The organism is Flavobacterium sp. FG68, assembly GCF_057808895.1.
Genome location: NZ_JBMDIY010000014.1, coordinates 76,207 through 92,480, shown reverse-complemented (window position 1 = coordinate 92,480; position 16,274 = coordinate 76,207). Strand labels below are relative to the sequence as shown.

Below are 16,274 nucleotides of genomic sequence, written 5' to 3'. Positions count from 1 at the left end.
GGCATGAAAATTCTTATTATTGAAGATGAGCAAGAAATTGCACAAAGCATCAAAGAGTACTTTAAAACAAATGGCGTTCAATGCGAAACAGCCGAAAATTACGATTTGGCACTCAGCAAAATCGACAGCTACGATTACGACTGTATTCTGCTGGATTTAATGCTGCCGGATGGTGACGGATTTGATATATTAAAAGAACTAAAAGCGAAGAATAAAACAGAAGGTGTTATTATCATTTCGGCAAAAGAAAATCTGGAAACCCGTTTGGAAGGATTTAATCTTGGTGCAGATGATTATCTTACGAAACCTTTTCATCTTGCCGAACTTTTAGTCCGAATGCAGGCACTTATTCGCCGCAAGAATTTTAAGGGAAGCAACAGCATTACATTTAATGAAATTGTCATCGAAATTTTCTCAAAGACAGTATTTGTAAATGATATAAAACTGGATATTACCAAAAAAGAACTGGATTTACTGCTCTTTTTAATTGGCAACGAAAATAAGGTATTATCTAAATCGTCAATTGCAGAACATCTTTCTGGCGATATGGCAGACATGCTTGACAATCATGATTTTATATATGCTCATATTAAAAATCTAAAAAAGAAACTCACACAAGCCGGCAGTGGCGATTATATCAAAACAGTATACGGTTTAGGTTATAAATGGGAAAATGAATAACAAAAAACTACTTCGCAAAACAACAAACAGCTTTCTTATATATGCCGTTATCATATTATTGATAGCAGCTCCTGTATTTTATTATATCTGTCAGTGGCTGTATGTTTATGAAACCGATGAAGTACTGCTTTTTCATAAAGGTGCTTTTGTAAACGAAAGCCACAACAATTACACTGCTAATGATATTGCCGCCTGGAACAAATACAATCCTAATATATCTATTGTTAAAGATATGGGTGTAACAAAAGATTCTATTGTAGGTAAAATGATCTTTGAAGCTTTAGCCAATGAAAAAGAACCGTTTAGAATATTATACGCTCCGGTTGATATCAACGGAAAAAGATATACTTATATAGAAAAGCGAAATCTGGTTGAAATGGAAGGAATGGTTTTTAGTGTGGCTGTTATGTTTCTGTTTATCATCATCATTTTACTTACCGGAATAATCTGGATTTCAAAAAAATCAGCAAAAATTATCTGGAAACCTTTTTACAATACATTAAGTCAGATAGAAGATTTTGAAATTGATAAAAGTAATCCGCCTCATTTTATTCCAACCGATATCGACGAATTTGCGCGTTTAAATAAAAGTCTCGAAAGTTTAATCGAAAAAAATACGGCCATTTATAAAAGTCAGCGCGAATTTGTAGAAAATGCAGCGCACGAACTTCAAACGCCTTTAGCATTATTTCAAACCAAAATTGACATTCTCCAGCAATTAGAATTAAATGAAGAACAATCGACTTTAGTTGGTTCTCTAAACAAAGATGTATCAAGACTCAACAGACTGAATAAAAATCTTTTATTGCTTTCTAAAATTGATAATGAAAGTTATCTCGAAAAAAACACCATTAGTTTAAATGAGTATTTTGAGAAACATCTTGACTTCTTTACAGAACAGGCAAAAGCTAAAAACCTGACCATTCAAACTGAATTTAAAGATACTTTAAGCGTTCAGGGAAATGCAGCATTAGCAGAAGTGTTATTAAATAATTTATTTCTTAATACTATTCGTCATAATAAAAAGAATGGCATAATAGAAATTCAAATAGAAAACAATACAGTTCGATTCACCAACACAGGTCAGGAAACAGCCTTAGCAGCAGAAAATATTTTCAACCGTTTTTCGAAAGTAAATCCTTCTTCGCAGGGAAATGGACTCGGATTGGCGATCATTAAAAAAATATGCGAAATCAATCATTGGGAAATTCATTATTTTTTTAATGATAATCTGCATATTTTCGAGGTGAAATTTTAAAAATTCAAACTTCCTACAGAATCGGTTATGAGCTTTGTACTATTCTTTTTTTAAATAGTACAAATGAAATCAAAAACAATACTACTGTTATCTTTTCTATTGATAATAGTAATGCAGTTATCCGCCCAAAAAAAATCGGTAACCATTTCCGGAATCGTAAAAGACAGTAATTCTAAAACTACAATACCTTATGCTAATGTGGTTTTAAAATCTTCAAAAGATTCTAAAATTTTCTTTGGCACCGTAAGCGGCGAAGACGGACGTTTTACAATTGCAGCTGTCAATTCTGGAAACTACATTTTAGAAGTAAGCGTTGTTGGTTTTAAAACCAAATCCCAAACCTTATTTGTGGGCAGCCTTTCTGATTATTTAGATCTTGGAAACATTGAAATTCAGGAAGATATCAATACTTTATCTGAAGTTGTTGTGAGTTCAAAAACACAACAAAATCCGGTAACATTAGATAAAAAAGTTTTTGCTGTTGCTGATAATATTACGCAAAGCGGAGGTTCTGTTTTGCAATCCATGCAAAATTTACCCGGAGTTACCGTTCAAAACGGAAAAGTACAATTAAGAGGAAATGATAAAGTCACCATTTTAATTGATGGCAAACAAACCGCTTTGACAGGATTTGGAAATCAGTCTGGACTGGATAACATTCCGGCTTCTGCAATCGAAAAAATTGAAATTATCAACAATCCATCTTCTAAATATGATGCCAACGGAAATGCCGGAATCATCAATATTATTTACAAAAAAAACAAACAAGACGGCTTAAACGGAAAAATAGGAATTAGTTCGGGATACGGAGTTTTATGGGAACGTCAGGCGAATCTGCCGACGATAAGACCTCAATATAAAGTGACGCCTAAAATTAATCCGAGCCTTTCGCTAAACTACAGAAAAGATAAAATAAATGCTTATTTACAAGCCGATTATCTTTATACAGAAACGCTTAACAAAAATGAATTTGTTACCAGAACTTATGATGACGGCAGCATAATCAATCAGCAGACAAAGCGAAATCGGGATACACATTTTACTACGCTTAAAACCGGAATTGACTGGAATTATAACGACCGAAATACCTTTTCTTTTTCTGGACTTTATGGCCGTGAAAAAATTATCGATCACGGAGACGAACCCTTTTTTAATCAGGATAATTCAGAGCGTTTGCGTTTGTGGCAGTTTTTAGAAGATGAACTTAAAACAACCGTTATGGTTAGCGGTTCTTATCAGCATAAATTCAAACAGGCTGGACGTAAATTAAATGCCGGAATTAATTATACGTATCATCAGGAAGATGAAAAATATTTCTTTGATAATATCCTGCCAGCATCTACGGGTCGCGATGCTTTTAAACTGCTTTCGGATGAAAAAGTAATCGACCTTAATTTAGATTATGTACAGCCATTAAAATACGGACGTTTTGAAACCGGAATTAAATTTAGAAACAGAGAAATTCCTACCAATATGCAATTTTTTCCGGGAGAAAATTCTCCAATAGATGCAAATGCCGGAGGCTGGGCTACTTACAAAGAAATCATTCCGGCTGTTTACGGAAGTTACATTTATGAAAGTGAAAGAATTGAAGCTGAACTTGGACTTCGTTATGAATATGTTGATCTTAAGTACGATGTCAATCCCAATCATCCTACTTATAAAAGCAACGGATATAATTATACAGAACCTTTCCCAAGTGTTAAACTGGCTTATAAAATTGATGATAAAAACAAATTCACTGCTTTTTATAGCCGCCGCGTTGACCGACCAAATGAAGTCGATATTCGTATTTTCCCAAAATACGATGATGCCGAAATTATTAAAGTAGGAAACCCTGCCCTGCGCCCTCAATATACAAGCGCGTTTGAAGCAGGTTATAAAACCGATTTTAATAAAGGTTATTTTTTAACCTCTTTGTATTACCGTGTTATCAATGGAACTATTACCCGAATCGCCACTACAGTTCCCGGCAGTTCTTTGATTTATAACGTATTTCAAAATGCATTAGAAAGTTCCTCTTTTGGTGCCGAGATTGTTTACGCAAAAGAAATCAATTCGTGGTATTCTTTTAATATCAATGGAAACATATATAAAAATACAATCGATGCCTTTACGGTCACAAATTTATATCCAGTTCCATCAACTTATACGGGCAGTCTTCAGGAAATAACTTCGGGAAATGTAAAATGGAACAATACCTTTTTGTTCAATAAAACACTTTCCGGGCAGGTTTCTATGGTATATCTCGCACCCGATATAATTCCGCAGGGAAAAATGGATTCCCGCTTTTCTACAGATTTGGGTGTAAAAAAGATAGTGCAGAAAGGAAAAGGCGAAATATTTTTAAATGCCACAGATATTTTCAATACACTGGTAATTAAAAAAGAAATTCAAGGCGAAGGATTCCGCTATACGAGCAAGGATTATTATGAAACACAAGTCGTTCGTTTTGGTTACAGTTACAAGTTTTAACGGTATCCAAAATGAAATTCAAAATTAATTCAGAATTGCAATATAAAATTTGCAGACGAATGTTAAATAATAATTATGAATAAATTATCTTCAAAGTACGGCAGATATTTACTGTTGATGCATTTTATTTTTTGGTTTTTAATACTATCTCAATTTTTAAGAATTTCCTTTTTTATATGGCAGTATAGTGAAGTTTCGTGGCATATTATCGATGTTTTAAGAACCTTGCTAACAGGTCTTTTCTTTGATTTTGGTACTGTTGCATTCATTTCCATTTGCAGTGTATTGTATTATAGTGTAATGCCAAATAAATGGGTTGGTTCTTTTTTAGATAAAATCTTAATTTACTTTTTTACATCCTTAACCGTTTTTATTCTTGTTTTTACTTTTTTTGCCGAATTGACATTTTGGGATGAATTTAAAACACGATTTAATTTCATAGCCGTTGATTATCTTATTTATACGCATGAAGTTGTAGCTAACATTCAACAGTCCTATCCCCTGCCCGTTTTAATTGGCGGTGTATTACTGCTTACTTTTGTGTTTCTGTTTATTTTTTATAAAAGAGGTGCTTTTACAACTACTTTTACTTCTAAAGCGAGTTTGAAAACGAGGCTTTCAGTTTTATTTTGTACGATTGGCATTGCTTTATTTTTTGGTTTCTTTATCACCAATAATCAGGCAGAATGGTCTCAAAACAGATACAATTCAGAAATATCAAAATCCGGTATTTATTCCTTTTTTGCAGCTTTTAGAAACAACCAAATGAAATATGTTGATTTCTATACTTCGATTCCTAATGATAAAGCTTTTGGTATTATTAGAAAAAAATTAACCAGTCCTAATTCTGTTTATTCCAGAAACGATTATTCTATTCATAGAAAAATTACTGACAGTATTCCATCTCTTGAAAATAAAAATGTTGTCTTTATTTTGGTAGAAAGTCTGAGCGGAAGCTTTTTGAAAGAATTTGGAAATAAAGAAAACATCACGCCTTTTTTAGATAGTCTTGCCCAAAAAAGCATTTTCTTTGAAAATTTATATGCCACAGGAACCAGAACCGTTAGAGGAATGGAAGCCGTTACTTTGTGTATTCCGCCTACGCCGGGTCAAAGTATTGTAAAAAGACCTGATAATCAGAATTTGTATACGGTTTGCAGCGTTTTCAAATCCAGAAAATACGATTGTAATTTTTTCTATGGCGGCGATGGTTATTTTGATAATATGAATGCCTATTTTGGAGGAAACGGATTTAATATTTACGATCGCGGACGCGGTAGTGTATTGAGCGATGAGATCAAAACTACTCGTAATAACATAAACGACAATGAAGTAACTTTTGAAAATGCATGGGGAATTTGCGACGAAGACATTTTTAATAAAATGCTAAAAGTAGCCGATTCAAAATACAAAACCGGAAAGCCGTTTTTCAATTTTGTGATGACAACATCTAATCACAGGCCCTTTACTTATCCTTCGGGAAAAATTGATATTCCTTCTGGAACAAGTCGTGAAGGCGCTGTAAAATATACTGATTTTGCACTGAAAGAATTATTCAAAAAAGCCCAGACAAAACCTTGGTTTAAAAATACTGTTTTTGTAATAATTGCAGATCATTGTGCGAGCAGTGCCGGTAAAGATGAAATTAATGTGGCAAACTATCATATTCCGGCCTTCATTGTTAATTTACCTGAAAATCAGAAAATAACGAAACAATGTTCTCAAATTGATTTATGGCCTACACTCTTTTCGCTTTTTCATTGGAATTACGAGTCTGATTTTTTTGGAAAAAATGTTTTGGATTCTCAATTTGAACAGCGCGCTTTAATGGGAACTTATCGAAAATTAGTTTTGATGAAAAAAGATAAAGTAATGATTTTATCTGATCAGAAAAAACAGGCCTTTTATTCCTGGAATAAAGAAGATAATAGTTTGAAATCACTTCCAATAGATCAGTCTTTTTTAGAAGAAACAATTTCGTGGTACCAAACCGCCGATTTCCTTTTTACAAATAAACTTTTACAATAATGATTTACATTCATTTTATAATCAACCCAATTTCCGGTAGCGGCCAACACAATTTGTCTGCGTCTTATATCTTAAGCCAGTTTCCTAAAGATAAATATAAAATTGAGGTTGATTATACAAACCAAAAAAAGCACGCAATAGAACTCACAAAAGCGGCTATTACACAAAACCCGGATTACATAATTGCATGCGGCGGAGACGGAACGATAAATGAAGTAGCTTCTTCACTTATAGGAACTTCCATAAAATTAGGAATTGTTCCTGTAGGTTCAGGAAACGGATTGGCTTCTAATTTGAATATTCCAAGAGACTTTGATAAAGCAATTGCTATCATTAAAAAAGGGCATTCAACAGCAATGGATGTGGGACAAGTAAATGAAAAATACTTTTTTAGTAATATGGGTATTGGCATTGATGCACTTATTATCAAAAAATACGAACGAGCAGGAAAAAGAACACTTCCGGCTTATATCAAAGCAGCAATGTCTTCGAGTTTAGAATTTAAGACTCAAAAAACGATTGTACATTTTGACAATCAAACTCTTGAAATAAATCCTTTGATGTTGTTTATATCCAATTCTAACGAAATGGGTTACAATATGAGCCTTACTCCAAAAGCAAGCCTTCAGGACGGATTATTGGATATGATTGTAATTCCGAAATTATCTTTTTTAGAAAAAATAATGCTGGGGTTTAATGTCCTTCGAAATTCAATCGAAAAATTCAAAAAAGCACAGCACTTTTTAGTAAAAGAAATTCAAATTGAAATGCCGTCAAAAATCTTTATCGATTCTCAAATTGACGGAGAACAGCATAATTTAAAAACAAATAAATTAAACATAAAAATACTGCCCGGAGCACTCAACGTTTTAGTAGATTTATAAAAGAAATATTCCATAGAAAGAACCTTTTTAATTCTCTCTATGGAATATTTTTTTGTTTTAAAGTCTGATTTAAAATTGTTTCACAAAGCTGCAGCCCAATTCTTTTCCGTTATAAAAAGGTATAATCATCGATGTGGTTTTGTTTTCTTTTGAAGATTTAAAAACTTTATTCTGCAAATACGGATACATCCAATACGCCGCTTTAGTGCTTAAAATTCCAATTCCTGCGCCTGCAACAACATCTGTAAGCCAGTGTCTGTCATTGTACATTCTAAAAAGTCCCGTTCCTGTCGCTACCGCATATCCTGCAATACCATACCAAATCGATTGGTCTTTATATTCCTGATACATAAATTCTGCTCCGGCAAAAGCGGTTGCAGTATGTCCTGAAGGAAAAGAATTGTTAGAAGATCCGTCCGGTCTTTCTACTTTAGTAATGTTTTTTAGAGCAAATACCGAAGCGCTCATCATTAAATAAGAACTCGCTAAAATAATAGAACGGTCTTTCAAATTATTTTTTCCTTTTATACCCAAAGCGTTTAAGCCGTATACAGAAGCCGCAGGTGCCCATTGCGAGAAATCATCAATAGAGATTTTGTGATCAATATCTTCGTTAACTTCTTCCTTAATTTGTGCATTATAAGTTTTGAGCTGGTCACTTTCTAAACCAATAAAACCATAACCAATAAGAACGCTTGGAATGATCAATTGTTTGTAGTTAAACTTTAAATTGTGTACAGTGTCTTGTACTGCAATTGTATCACTTACTGTGTTTTGCGCACAAATAGAAGTCATACCAAAAATAAATAAGAGGAACGATTTTCCCATTTTAAATGAAAATTAGAAATTAATAATTACGCTTGGTGATTAAAATAAACGTAGTTTTTCCTCATAGAAAACAATTAAATTATTGGCAAAGTTGAACACCAATTTTGAAGAAATTCTGCATTTTGAAAGTATTAGGAAAAATATTTAGAGAAAACAAAAAACGACCAGATATAAAACATATCTGATCGTTTTTAAAGAGGAAGAATTTGAACTGTAAAAGTTTAAACCTTTACATAAAATTCTATTTTATCACTTAATAATCAACTTTTTAGAAACATTAAAAGCATTACAATTAATGGTAACCACATAAATTCCAGAAGCTAAATGATGATTAATTTTTGCAGAAGAATTGATTTTGTTTACCAAAACTTTTCTTCCGTTTATATCTGTAACCGTTACAGTTGCCGAATCACCTGATTCTAATTCTGGTAAAACAACATTAAATTCATTGTTAATCGACGGATTTGGATAAATACTAACTACAGAATTTTCAACTGTTACTTCTGCTGCGGTAACATTCGCTTTTTTAGATGCAGAAGTTGATTGAAACTGCCATTGCGCACTTTCCCAATTGTTTTGACCTCCGTTATATTGAGCAGAACCGTTTAAGTTTTCAATGTGAATCATAGCTCCTGTCTGCCATCTGTTTTTAATTCTCACGTAAGTTCCGTCCACATTTTCACTTGACCATTGTGCACTCCACCAGCCATTTGATCCTGCCGTACATTGTACTGCTCCGGTTAAGTTTTCGATATTCATTATATCTCCCGTACCCACATTTTTCAGGATATAAAAAGTAGCATCAACTGCAACTTTTTCCCATTTATAATTGTTGTTCGCAACCGTTGCTCCGTAGCCAACATTTGCTCCGGCATCATATAAATAATTACCAGTCCATCTGTTTTTAATTGTAAAATAATTTCCTGTTGCAGCATTAACCGTAATCGATGCCGTACTAGTTTTGTTTCCGTCTACAGTGGTTACTGTAATCGTAGCGGTTCCTGCAGCAACTGCTGTAACTAAACCTGAACCATTTACAGTTGCAACGCCCGTATTATTAGAACTATACGTTACGTTTTTGTTTGTTGCATTTGATGGCAAAACTGTTGGCGTTAATTGCTGTGTTCCACCTACAGATAATGTTGAAGATGTTGGGCTCAAACTCACACTTGTAACCGCAATATTTGATGAATTTACGGTAATTACAGCTGTTGCTGTTTTATTTCCATCCTGTGTTGTTACCGTAATAGTTGCTGATCCCGAAGCAACCGCAGTAACTAAACCTGAACCATTAACCGTTGCTACGCCCGTATTATTAGAACTATACGTTACGTTTTTGTTCGTAGCATTTGCCGGAGCAACAGTTGGTGTTAATTGCTGCGTTGCGCCAACGCCTAAAGTAGCTGTTGTTGGAGAAATGGTAACATCTGTAACCGGAACATTTACAGTAGAACAATTAGAACTTTGTGTCCATGAAAAAGAACCAATGGCACTGATTTCTTCATTTGCAGCAGCATTTCCGCCTCTGTTAGAATAATTCATATTGCAATAGGTACCATTTCCACTTGGAGAACCAGCAATCAATACAAAGTAACCTCTACCCCAATTTCTGTTTAAGGCATTATTGTTTGGAAATTCTTTCCCAGTTCCGTTAACCGTTATGTCTTTAAATGAAAGATTGTAAATTCCATCGCCCGATCTTTTGCTTATAGAAATAGCATCATTTCTTGAATCATTTATATCGATATTATAAAGCTGTACATTTTTAACCTGAGATCCGGCATTTGTAGCACTGAAAATATCCACAGCCGCTACAGGATTATTGTACGTATCATTAAAAGTTCCGCAGGTTGATACGGTGATATCGTGAATTTCGTGCATTCCGTCATTGTTAAATGGCGCACCCGGAAAATTATTACTCACTCTGATACCCGCTTCTAAATTGTCTTTGATAATTAAATTGTAGCCTTTGTTGTTTTTTCCGCCGTAAATAGCAAGACCACAAGCACGCCAGCAGTTTTCTGAAGTATTGTATCGAAACGTATTATTGATACATTCCAATCCGTCAGCAGACCAAATCGCCTGATCATCGTCTCCGTTATTTCTAAAATTACAATGCTCTACAACAGAGTTTGCAGTTCCTTTACAAAGATTAATTCCATCGGCATAATTGTTTCTAAAGCGACAATGAGATAATGTAAATCCGTCGGCAATGGCAGGACCTCCCGTATTGTATTGTGCAATCCACGCGCCGCATTCAAAATGTTCTGCCCAAATATTTTTTACGATTGAACCACTTGTAAAAACGCCATTTATACCTTTATAAGAGTTACTTCTCGAAGCCGAATTAGTAGTCAAATAAAGATCCGTAAATGAAATATTACTGGCATTAGCACGCAATCCTCCGTTTAAACTGCTTGTGTTGGTAAAATTAATTTGAGTATACCACATTCCGGCACCAATTAAGGAAGTGTTTGCCGAACCAAAATACAATTCGCGGTTTACGTTATAAACACCCGTTGGAACGAAGATTTTTTTACCGCCGTTTGCATCAATAAAAGTTTGAAGATCACTTCCGTTTCCAGAATAAGTTACCGCACCAGATGGAGCCGTTACCGCTGTTGGAATTGGTTCCATTTCTGCGAAATCCAAATGAATGTTACCCGATTCTCTCACAATTTTTAAAGTTCCCGAAACCGGAATTTTAGCAGGAAGTTTATAACGCACTTCATCAAAACGCATTCTTGGGTTTTGATTTGTGATTCCGTTATTATTCGGATTTCCGTTACTCCACAAATATTCCCAAGACCAGGTAGAAGTCAAAGTAAGCGTTGTAAGCTTTGTGTTTCCGTTATAAATACCTACAGTACCCGATTGTCCGTCAGGAACGCTGTAACGAATTACAAGTCCGTCGGCAGCTTCTGTAAGTGTCCATTGCACTGTAGCGTTTGTTGCAGAAAGATTCACACATTGCTGATCTGAAGCTTCTGATTGAAGATCAGACTGCACATATGATTTTGAAGTAGTTGTAGCGCCATTAGACAGTTGGCCTAAATTAGCTTCGTATCTTTTGTACGGCGCATCATAATAACCTCTCTGCGCATAAGAAGTTGAAGTTAAGAGAACGAAAAAAATCCATAATAAAATATGGCAGTCTCTTTTAAAAAAAATAGCATGTAATTTGTTTCTCATAAGTTTTGGTTTTTAAATAGTTAGTGCCTTAAAAAAGGGCATAACGAAACTATACTTAAAAAAGAAATTAAAGAAAAGGTTGACAAAAAATCAAGACTTATACAACGATTTCGTTTACATAAAACCTTAACAATCAATTATATATAATTTTTCAAGAAATAAAAAATCAAGAATAAATATAGATGCAAACTTGATAATTTAAGGCTCTGAAAATGAGAATATAAAAAAAATAGACCTCATTTATAATGACATTCGCTTTTTACAATTAAAATAAATATTTACTTACATAAAATATTAACTGAAAAACTGTAATTTTTGAATTTGTGAATTAAATGAAATTGGCCTACTTTCATTTAATCAAAATTCATCTTTAAAACTTTAGATAACTAAATGATCGACAAACCTTTACATATAGAAACTCCGCAGCTTATTATTCGACATTTAACATTATCTGACTTATCAGACTTTATTATCTATCGTTCCAATCCAGAAGTCACAAAATATCAGGGTTTTGATGTTATGACAATGGAACAGGCAGAAGATTTTATTACAGATAATTCGAGTAAGTATTTTGGTAAAGCTGGAGAATGGGTACAATACGGAATTGAAAATCGCACAACAGGAAAACTTATTGGTGACTGCGCCATCAAACTGGACGAATATGATCCAAGAATTGCCGAAATAGGAATTACTATTTCGCATTTGGAACAAAAAAAAGGTTATGCTAAAGAAGTTCTTCTGGGGATTTTATCATTTTTGTTTGATGAAATAAAAATACACCGTGTAGTCGAAATCGTGGATGCAGAAAATACTGCTTCAATTAATCTGCTAAAAAGTATTGGTTTTAGACAAGAAGGACATTTTATTGAAAATATATTTTTTAAAGGAAAATGGGGAAGCGAATTTCAATATGCCATGCTAAAAAGAGAATGGGACGATAAAAAGTAGTTCTTCAATGGTTTGAACAGCAAACTATTACTAACGTCTTTTTTCGTATTTTTGTAAAAACTCAATATTCCATGAAACGTTCCGGTACAGCAGATCTTCCATTACACTATGGGCAAGTTCCTTTATGGCTTTCGGAACGTATGGCTAAACTTGGCTTTGCAATTGTAGAAACGATTGCCATGGAATTTTCTACTTCTGAAGTTATAAGTAAACTCAGCAACCCTTTTTGGTTTCAAAGTTTTGGCGCTGTTATGGGAATGGACTGGCACTCGTCAGGAATTACAACTTCTGTACTTGGAGCCTTAAAAAAATCGGTAAACCCGCATTCAAAAGAACTCGGAATATACATTTGCGGCGGCAAAGGCAAACATTCACTTTTAACACCGCAGGAACTTTTATTTGTGGGCGAAAAAACTGGTCTTGACGGCAGCAATCTCGCCAATTGCAGCAAACTTACGGCTAAAGTAGACAACACCGCAATTCAGGACGGATTTCAATTGTATCAGCATAATTTTATTGTCGATAATAAAGGACAATGGGCTGTTATCCAGCAGGGAATGAATCCCGATTCTAAAACTGCCAGAAGATACCATTGGCATTCGCAGGATTTAAAATCATTTATAAATGAGCCTCATACATTTATTTATGGCGAAAATCAAGGTACTATTTTAAATCTTACGGCTCAGGCGGCCGAAAAATCAAGAGAAGGTATTTTAGAATTATCGAAAGAATCTCCAGCAAAAATCATGAAGGAAATGCAATATCTTTCTATGCCTGCACATCATGATGTTAGAATGGAAGATGTGAACATGAAAAGACTTGGCGCAATGCTGTGGACAACGCACGAAAACAGACCTGAAGATTTTCAGGAATTATTGCTTTTAAAAGGTATGGGACCAAGAGCTTTACAGTCACTAGCTTTGGTTAGTGAAATTATTTACGGTACTCCTACCCGATTTGAAGATCCGGCGCGTTTTTCATTTGCTCACGGCGGAAAAGACGGACACCCGTTTCCTGTTCCTGTAAAAATATACGATGAAACAATTGATACTTTGCAAAGAGCCATCAATCGGGCTAAAATTGGGAACAGTGATAAAATAGATGCAATTAAAAAGCTATCTGAAATCTCCAGAAAAGCCGAAGAAAGCTTTACGCCCAATGCTAATTTTGAAGCCTTGATTCAAAAAGAACGTGATGAATCTTATAAATATGGCGGAAGAACTATTTTTGGCCATGCAAAACCTCCGAAAAATAAACCTTCGAATCCCAATAATCAATTGGAATTATTTTAAAATATCGGATTCAGAAAAAGCATAAAAAAAACTCCAAAATCAAATGACTTTGGAGTTTTTTAATTTTTTTCAAACTTGTATGTTTATTACATTTCGTTCAAGTCGTTGAATTCGTGTAAAGATTTTAATGTGTTTTCGTAGAATAAAATTGCTGCGATAAGGTTTCCTTTATCAGAGTAAGGCATCATTTTTCTTTGAAATTCTACTGTAGTATCTAAGAAAGTAGAAGTACCAATTGCTTGGTTATCTAAGATTTTTTTGTGGTCTCCATCGTCTGGAATACCTAAATCTGCCATAGTAACTCCTGGTTTTGTAACCAAAGCGATGTAAGGAAGAGTTTTCACTAAAACTTTAATACGCTCGATGTACAATTCTAAAAGTTCACCTTTTTGCATACCGCTTAATTCTTTTTGATCGTGGTATTTACGAATTAAGGCTGTTGTACTGATAATACTTCTTGGGGCATTTTTTGCTTGTGCCATGATAGCGCCAGTCGTCAAGAAGAAAAGGGCACATAATAGTATAATTTTGCTCTTCATTTTGTAGATGTAAATTAGTTGTTGGTTGTGACAAAAATATATAAATTAACTTAAATCACAACTTATTTCATTTCTTTTTTTTAGAAAACTTTAACAATGAGTGTAATATCATTCAATTTCGTCGTCGTAAGTAAGAGTATCTTTAGGAATTTCGGCGATTTGATGACTGTTTCTTATATCATCTGGCGACTTAATAATTCTAAATCTTCCCGGATATTTTATCCAAATACTCTTTTTGTTGCCGTAATAATCCATAAATTCTTCGCAAACAAACACGGCATGTGCGTTTGACCAGGCCACAACACCGCAAAATTCATTTCCGGATTGTCGCTTTAATTTTTGAATTTGCTTGCCTTTTTCAAATCCCAGATATTTATAAATAGTTGGTGTATAAACTTCACCATCTTCTAAATCTTCTAATGCTTTATCAAAAGTGGCATCCTTGTCAATAATCTGTTTGTATTTTGCCATTACTGCATAAGCCAGTATTGCATAGTCTGTTATGGCTTCGGCCTCACAATTATCTTTAATAAGAACAAACCCGGCAGAAAATCTGGCTTTATCGAGTTCAGCACTTTTTAGAGTAAAGGAAGCATTATTTTTTAGTGTAATTTTTTGCTCGTTTTCGTTTATTTTCTGAGTTATAAAAAGATTGTCTAACCCGTAAATATTTAAAGCAGCCTTGATTAAAGCAATCGATGAGCAGTTGGTACGTTCTCCTTGTTTAAAGCTTTCCCATATTTGATCTGAGCTCAATTGAGAGTAACAATTTGAATAACCGAATATTAAAAATAAAAATATTGAGGTAACGGATTTCATTGTCTTTGGCTTTTATAATTGTTTCCAAAAAACTAATTTTTGGAAATTATAGATTTGCAAATCTATAAAAATCAAACCATAGTTTTTTTTACTTCGCAAAATTTATTAACAAATATAAACTGCTCTCTGGTTGAATACTTAGCAAAGCATTGTTATTATTGTTAGTAAACAATTATTATGAAGTCAAAATAAAAACGTCTCAAACAGGAATTTGAGACGTTTTAAAATTATTTTTTTTCTTCGTTGTTCAACTTATCGTCAAAATCAGGTTCTTTACCTTTAAATTTATGAGTATCAACATCATATTTCTCGTCGTTTGTTAAAACTTCATTATGATCTTTATATTGATGTTTTCTCATATCACTTCGATTATCAGAACCACTCTTTGGAGTGTTATTCGGATTTGGATTTTTTGTGTTCATAACTCTAAGTTTTAAATTTTATTAAAATTACTTAAACTCAAAATCAATCACTTATATAATCATTTTTAAAAGTTACAGGATATTACTTTTTACCAAACAAGCTAAATCTTAATGTTTCTTAGGATCATACAACATTGCCGAACATAAACAGTTTTTTCTTTCTTTACTGCTTAATATCGGACAATTGACACAGGATTTACAGTTTTCCCAAAAAACATCATCGGTAGTTAATTCTGAATAAGTAACGGGTTCAAAACCGAGTTCGTGGTTCATTTTCATTACTGCCAAACCTGTGGTAAGGCTAAAAATACTGGCATCGGGATATTTTTGACGGCTTAATTCAAAAATCTTTCTTTTAATGTTTTTTGCAAGTCCGGTATGTCTGAATTCAGGAGCAACTATTAAACCTGAATTAGAAACAAAACGGCCATCATCCCACGAAGAAATAAAAGAAAAACCGGCCCATCTTCCGTCTAATGCAAACGCAATAACGGCCTCACCTTTTTCTATTTTTTCTTTAAGAAGTTCCGGCGACCGTCCGGAAATACCGGTTCCCCGCGCTAAAGCAGATGATAATGTCATGTCGCAAATTTCCTGAACCCAAAAAATATGATCGGAATTAGCGGTTTCAACCCAAAATTCAATTGGATCTTCAAGGTTTTGATTGTGGGAAAATAAGTTGGTTTTATCTAAAATGGAGGCAGACAGAAAATCTTTGTCTGAAAAATCTACGGGCGTTTCTTGGGTTTTCATATTTGATTTATCGCATTTTAATTTAGTAATAAAGCGTAATTCTATAATTCAAACTCGTCTTTCAAATTAGATACCAATTATTGTATTATAATCCATTATTAAGCATTATCATCTGTTTACAAGTGTTTTATATTTAAAAAAGAAAATAGTGCCGT

Annotated in this window: 13 protein-coding genes; 7 read left to right on the top strand and 6 right to left on the bottom strand. The window is 33.8% G+C overall.

Translation table 11 applies throughout. The features are described 5' to 3' along the window. Nucleotides 1–3 precede the first annotated feature (3 nt). The 5 genes from ACODSB_RS10960 (at nucleotide 4) to ACODSB_RS10940 (ending at nucleotide 7,326) form a co-directional block, all read left to right on the top strand. Nucleotides 4–681 (top strand): response regulator transcription factor, encoded by a 678-nt coding sequence (locus ACODSB_RS10960; RefSeq protein WP_057119489.1) that lies wholly within the window; start codon nucleotides 4–6, stop codon nucleotides 679–681. Beyond that, nucleotides 674–1,939, top strand: coding sequence for a sensor histidine kinase (locus tag ACODSB_RS10955; protein WP_488937068.1), 1,266 nt, complete (start codon nucleotides 674–676; stop codon nucleotides 1,937–1,939). Before ACODSB_RS10960 ends, ACODSB_RS10955 begins: the two co-directional genes overlap by 8 nt. Nucleotides 1,940–2,002: 63 nt before the next feature. Further along, complete coding sequence (locus ACODSB_RS10950) at nucleotides 2,003–4,414, top strand: TonB-dependent receptor (RefSeq protein ID WP_488937067.1); 2,412 nt, start codon at nucleotides 2,003–2,005, stop codon at nucleotides 4,412–4,414. Between the two features lie 75 nt (nucleotides 4,415–4,489). Next, a complete protein-coding gene (locus ACODSB_RS10945) occupies nucleotides 4,490–6,442 on the top strand; it encodes an LTA synthase family protein (RefSeq protein ID WP_488937066.1) in 1,953 nt (650 codons plus the stop codon). Continuing rightward, on the top strand, nucleotides 6,442–7,326 hold the full coding sequence (locus ACODSB_RS10940; protein WP_488937065.1) for a diacylglycerol/lipid kinase family protein: 885 nt from the start codon (nucleotides 6,442–6,444) through the stop codon (nucleotides 7,324–7,326). Before ACODSB_RS10945 ends, ACODSB_RS10940 begins: the two co-directional genes overlap by 1 nt. 69 nt (nucleotides 7,327–7,395) lie before the next feature. Here the strand turns inward: ACODSB_RS10940 and ACODSB_RS10935 are convergent, their stop codons facing one another. Then, nucleotides 7,396–8,154, bottom strand: coding sequence for a phosphatase PAP2 family protein (locus ACODSB_RS10935; protein WP_488937064.1), 759 nt, complete (start codon nucleotides 8,152–8,154; stop codon nucleotides 7,396–7,398). 249 nt (nucleotides 8,155–8,403) lie between these two features. Then, the gene (locus tag ACODSB_RS10930) at nucleotides 8,404–11,346 is read right to left on the bottom strand and encodes an Ig-like domain-containing protein (protein WP_488937063.1); all 2,943 of its coding nucleotides are present in this window, start codon (nucleotides 11,344–11,346) and stop codon (nucleotides 8,404–8,406) included. A gap of 390 nt (nucleotides 11,347–11,736) precedes the next feature. Here ACODSB_RS10930 and ACODSB_RS10925 point away from each other — a divergent pair, with 390 nt between their 5' ends. Both ACODSB_RS10925 and ACODSB_RS10920 read left to right on the top strand, forming a co-directional pair. Continuing rightward, nucleotides 11,737–12,294 (top strand): GNAT family N-acetyltransferase, encoded by a 558-nt coding sequence (locus ACODSB_RS10925; RefSeq protein ID WP_488937062.1) that lies wholly within the window; start codon nucleotides 11,737–11,739, stop codon nucleotides 12,292–12,294. A gap of 71 nt (nucleotides 12,295–12,365) precedes the next feature. After that, on the top strand, nucleotides 12,366–13,586 hold the full coding sequence (locus tag ACODSB_RS10920; protein WP_488937061.1) for a DUF763 domain-containing protein: 1,221 nt from the start codon (nucleotides 12,366–12,368) through the stop codon (nucleotides 13,584–13,586). Between the two features lie 86 nt (nucleotides 13,587–13,672). On the opposite strand, the gene ACODSB_RS10915 is transcribed toward ACODSB_RS10920, so the two are convergent. From ACODSB_RS10915 to ACODSB_RS10900, 4 genes are all read right to left on the bottom strand, one after another. Next, on the bottom strand, nucleotides 13,673–14,125 hold the full coding sequence (locus ACODSB_RS10915) for a hypothetical protein (RefSeq protein ID WP_053470390.1): 453 nt from the start codon (nucleotides 14,123–14,125) through the stop codon (nucleotides 13,673–13,675). Between the two features lie 108 nt (nucleotides 14,126–14,233). Then, on the bottom strand, nucleotides 14,234–14,881 hold the full coding sequence (locus ACODSB_RS10910) for a hypothetical protein (protein ID WP_243408700.1): 648 nt from the start codon (nucleotides 14,879–14,881) through the stop codon (nucleotides 14,234–14,236). Between the two features lie 290 nt (nucleotides 14,882–15,171). After that, a complete protein-coding gene (locus ACODSB_RS10905; protein WP_488937060.1) occupies nucleotides 15,172–15,366 on the bottom strand; it encodes a hypothetical protein in 195 nt (64 codons plus the stop codon). Between the two features lie 108 nt (nucleotides 15,367–15,474). Beyond that, complete coding sequence (locus ACODSB_RS10900) at nucleotides 15,475–16,119, bottom strand: GNAT family N-acetyltransferase (RefSeq protein ID WP_488937059.1); 645 nt, start codon at nucleotides 16,117–16,119, stop codon at nucleotides 15,475–15,477. Nucleotides 16,120–16,274: the final 155 nt, after the last annotated feature.

Bases quoted from the DNA above. Each gene is read 5' to 3' on its own strand.
- ACODSB_RS10950 (WP_488937067.1), top strand. From the start codon at position 2,003: ATGAAATCAAAAACAATACTACTGTTATCTTTTCTATTGATAATAGTA.
- ACODSB_RS10915 (WP_053470390.1), bottom strand. From the start codon at position 14,125: ATGAAGAGCAAAATTATACTATTATGTGCCCTTTTCTTCTTGACGACT.
- ACODSB_RS10905 (WP_488937060.1), bottom strand. From the start codon at position 15,366: ATGAACACAAAAAATCCAAATCCGAATAACACTCCAAAGAGTGGTTCT.
- ACODSB_RS10960 (WP_057119489.1), top strand. From the start codon at position 4: ATGAAAATTCTTATTATTGAAGATGAGCAAGAAATTGCACAAAGCATC.
- ACODSB_RS10930 (WP_488937063.1), bottom strand. From the start codon at position 11,346: ATGAGAAACAAATTACATGCTATTTTTTTTAAAAGAGACTGCCATATT.
- ACODSB_RS10920 (WP_488937061.1), top strand. From the start codon at position 12,366: ATGAAACGTTCCGGTACAGCAGATCTTCCATTACACTATGGGCAAGTT.
- ACODSB_RS10925 (WP_488937062.1), top strand. From the start codon at position 11,737: ATGATCGACAAACCTTTACATATAGAAACTCCGCAGCTTATTATTCGA.
- ACODSB_RS10940 (WP_488937065.1), top strand. From the start codon at position 6,442: ATGATTTACATTCATTTTATAATCAACCCAATTTCCGGTAGCGGCCAA.
- ACODSB_RS10935 (WP_488937064.1), bottom strand. From the start codon at position 8,154: ATGGGAAAATCGTTCCTCTTATTTATTTTTGGTATGACTTCTATTTGT.
- ACODSB_RS10955 (WP_488937068.1), top strand. From the start codon at position 674: ATGAATAACAAAAAACTACTTCGCAAAACAACAAACAGCTTTCTTATA.
- ACODSB_RS10945 (WP_488937066.1), top strand. From the start codon at position 4,490: ATGAATAAATTATCTTCAAAGTACGGCAGATATTTACTGTTGATGCAT.
- ACODSB_RS10900 (WP_488937059.1), bottom strand. From the start codon at position 16,119: ATGAAAACCCAAGAAACGCCCGTAGATTTTTCAGACAAAGATTTTCTG.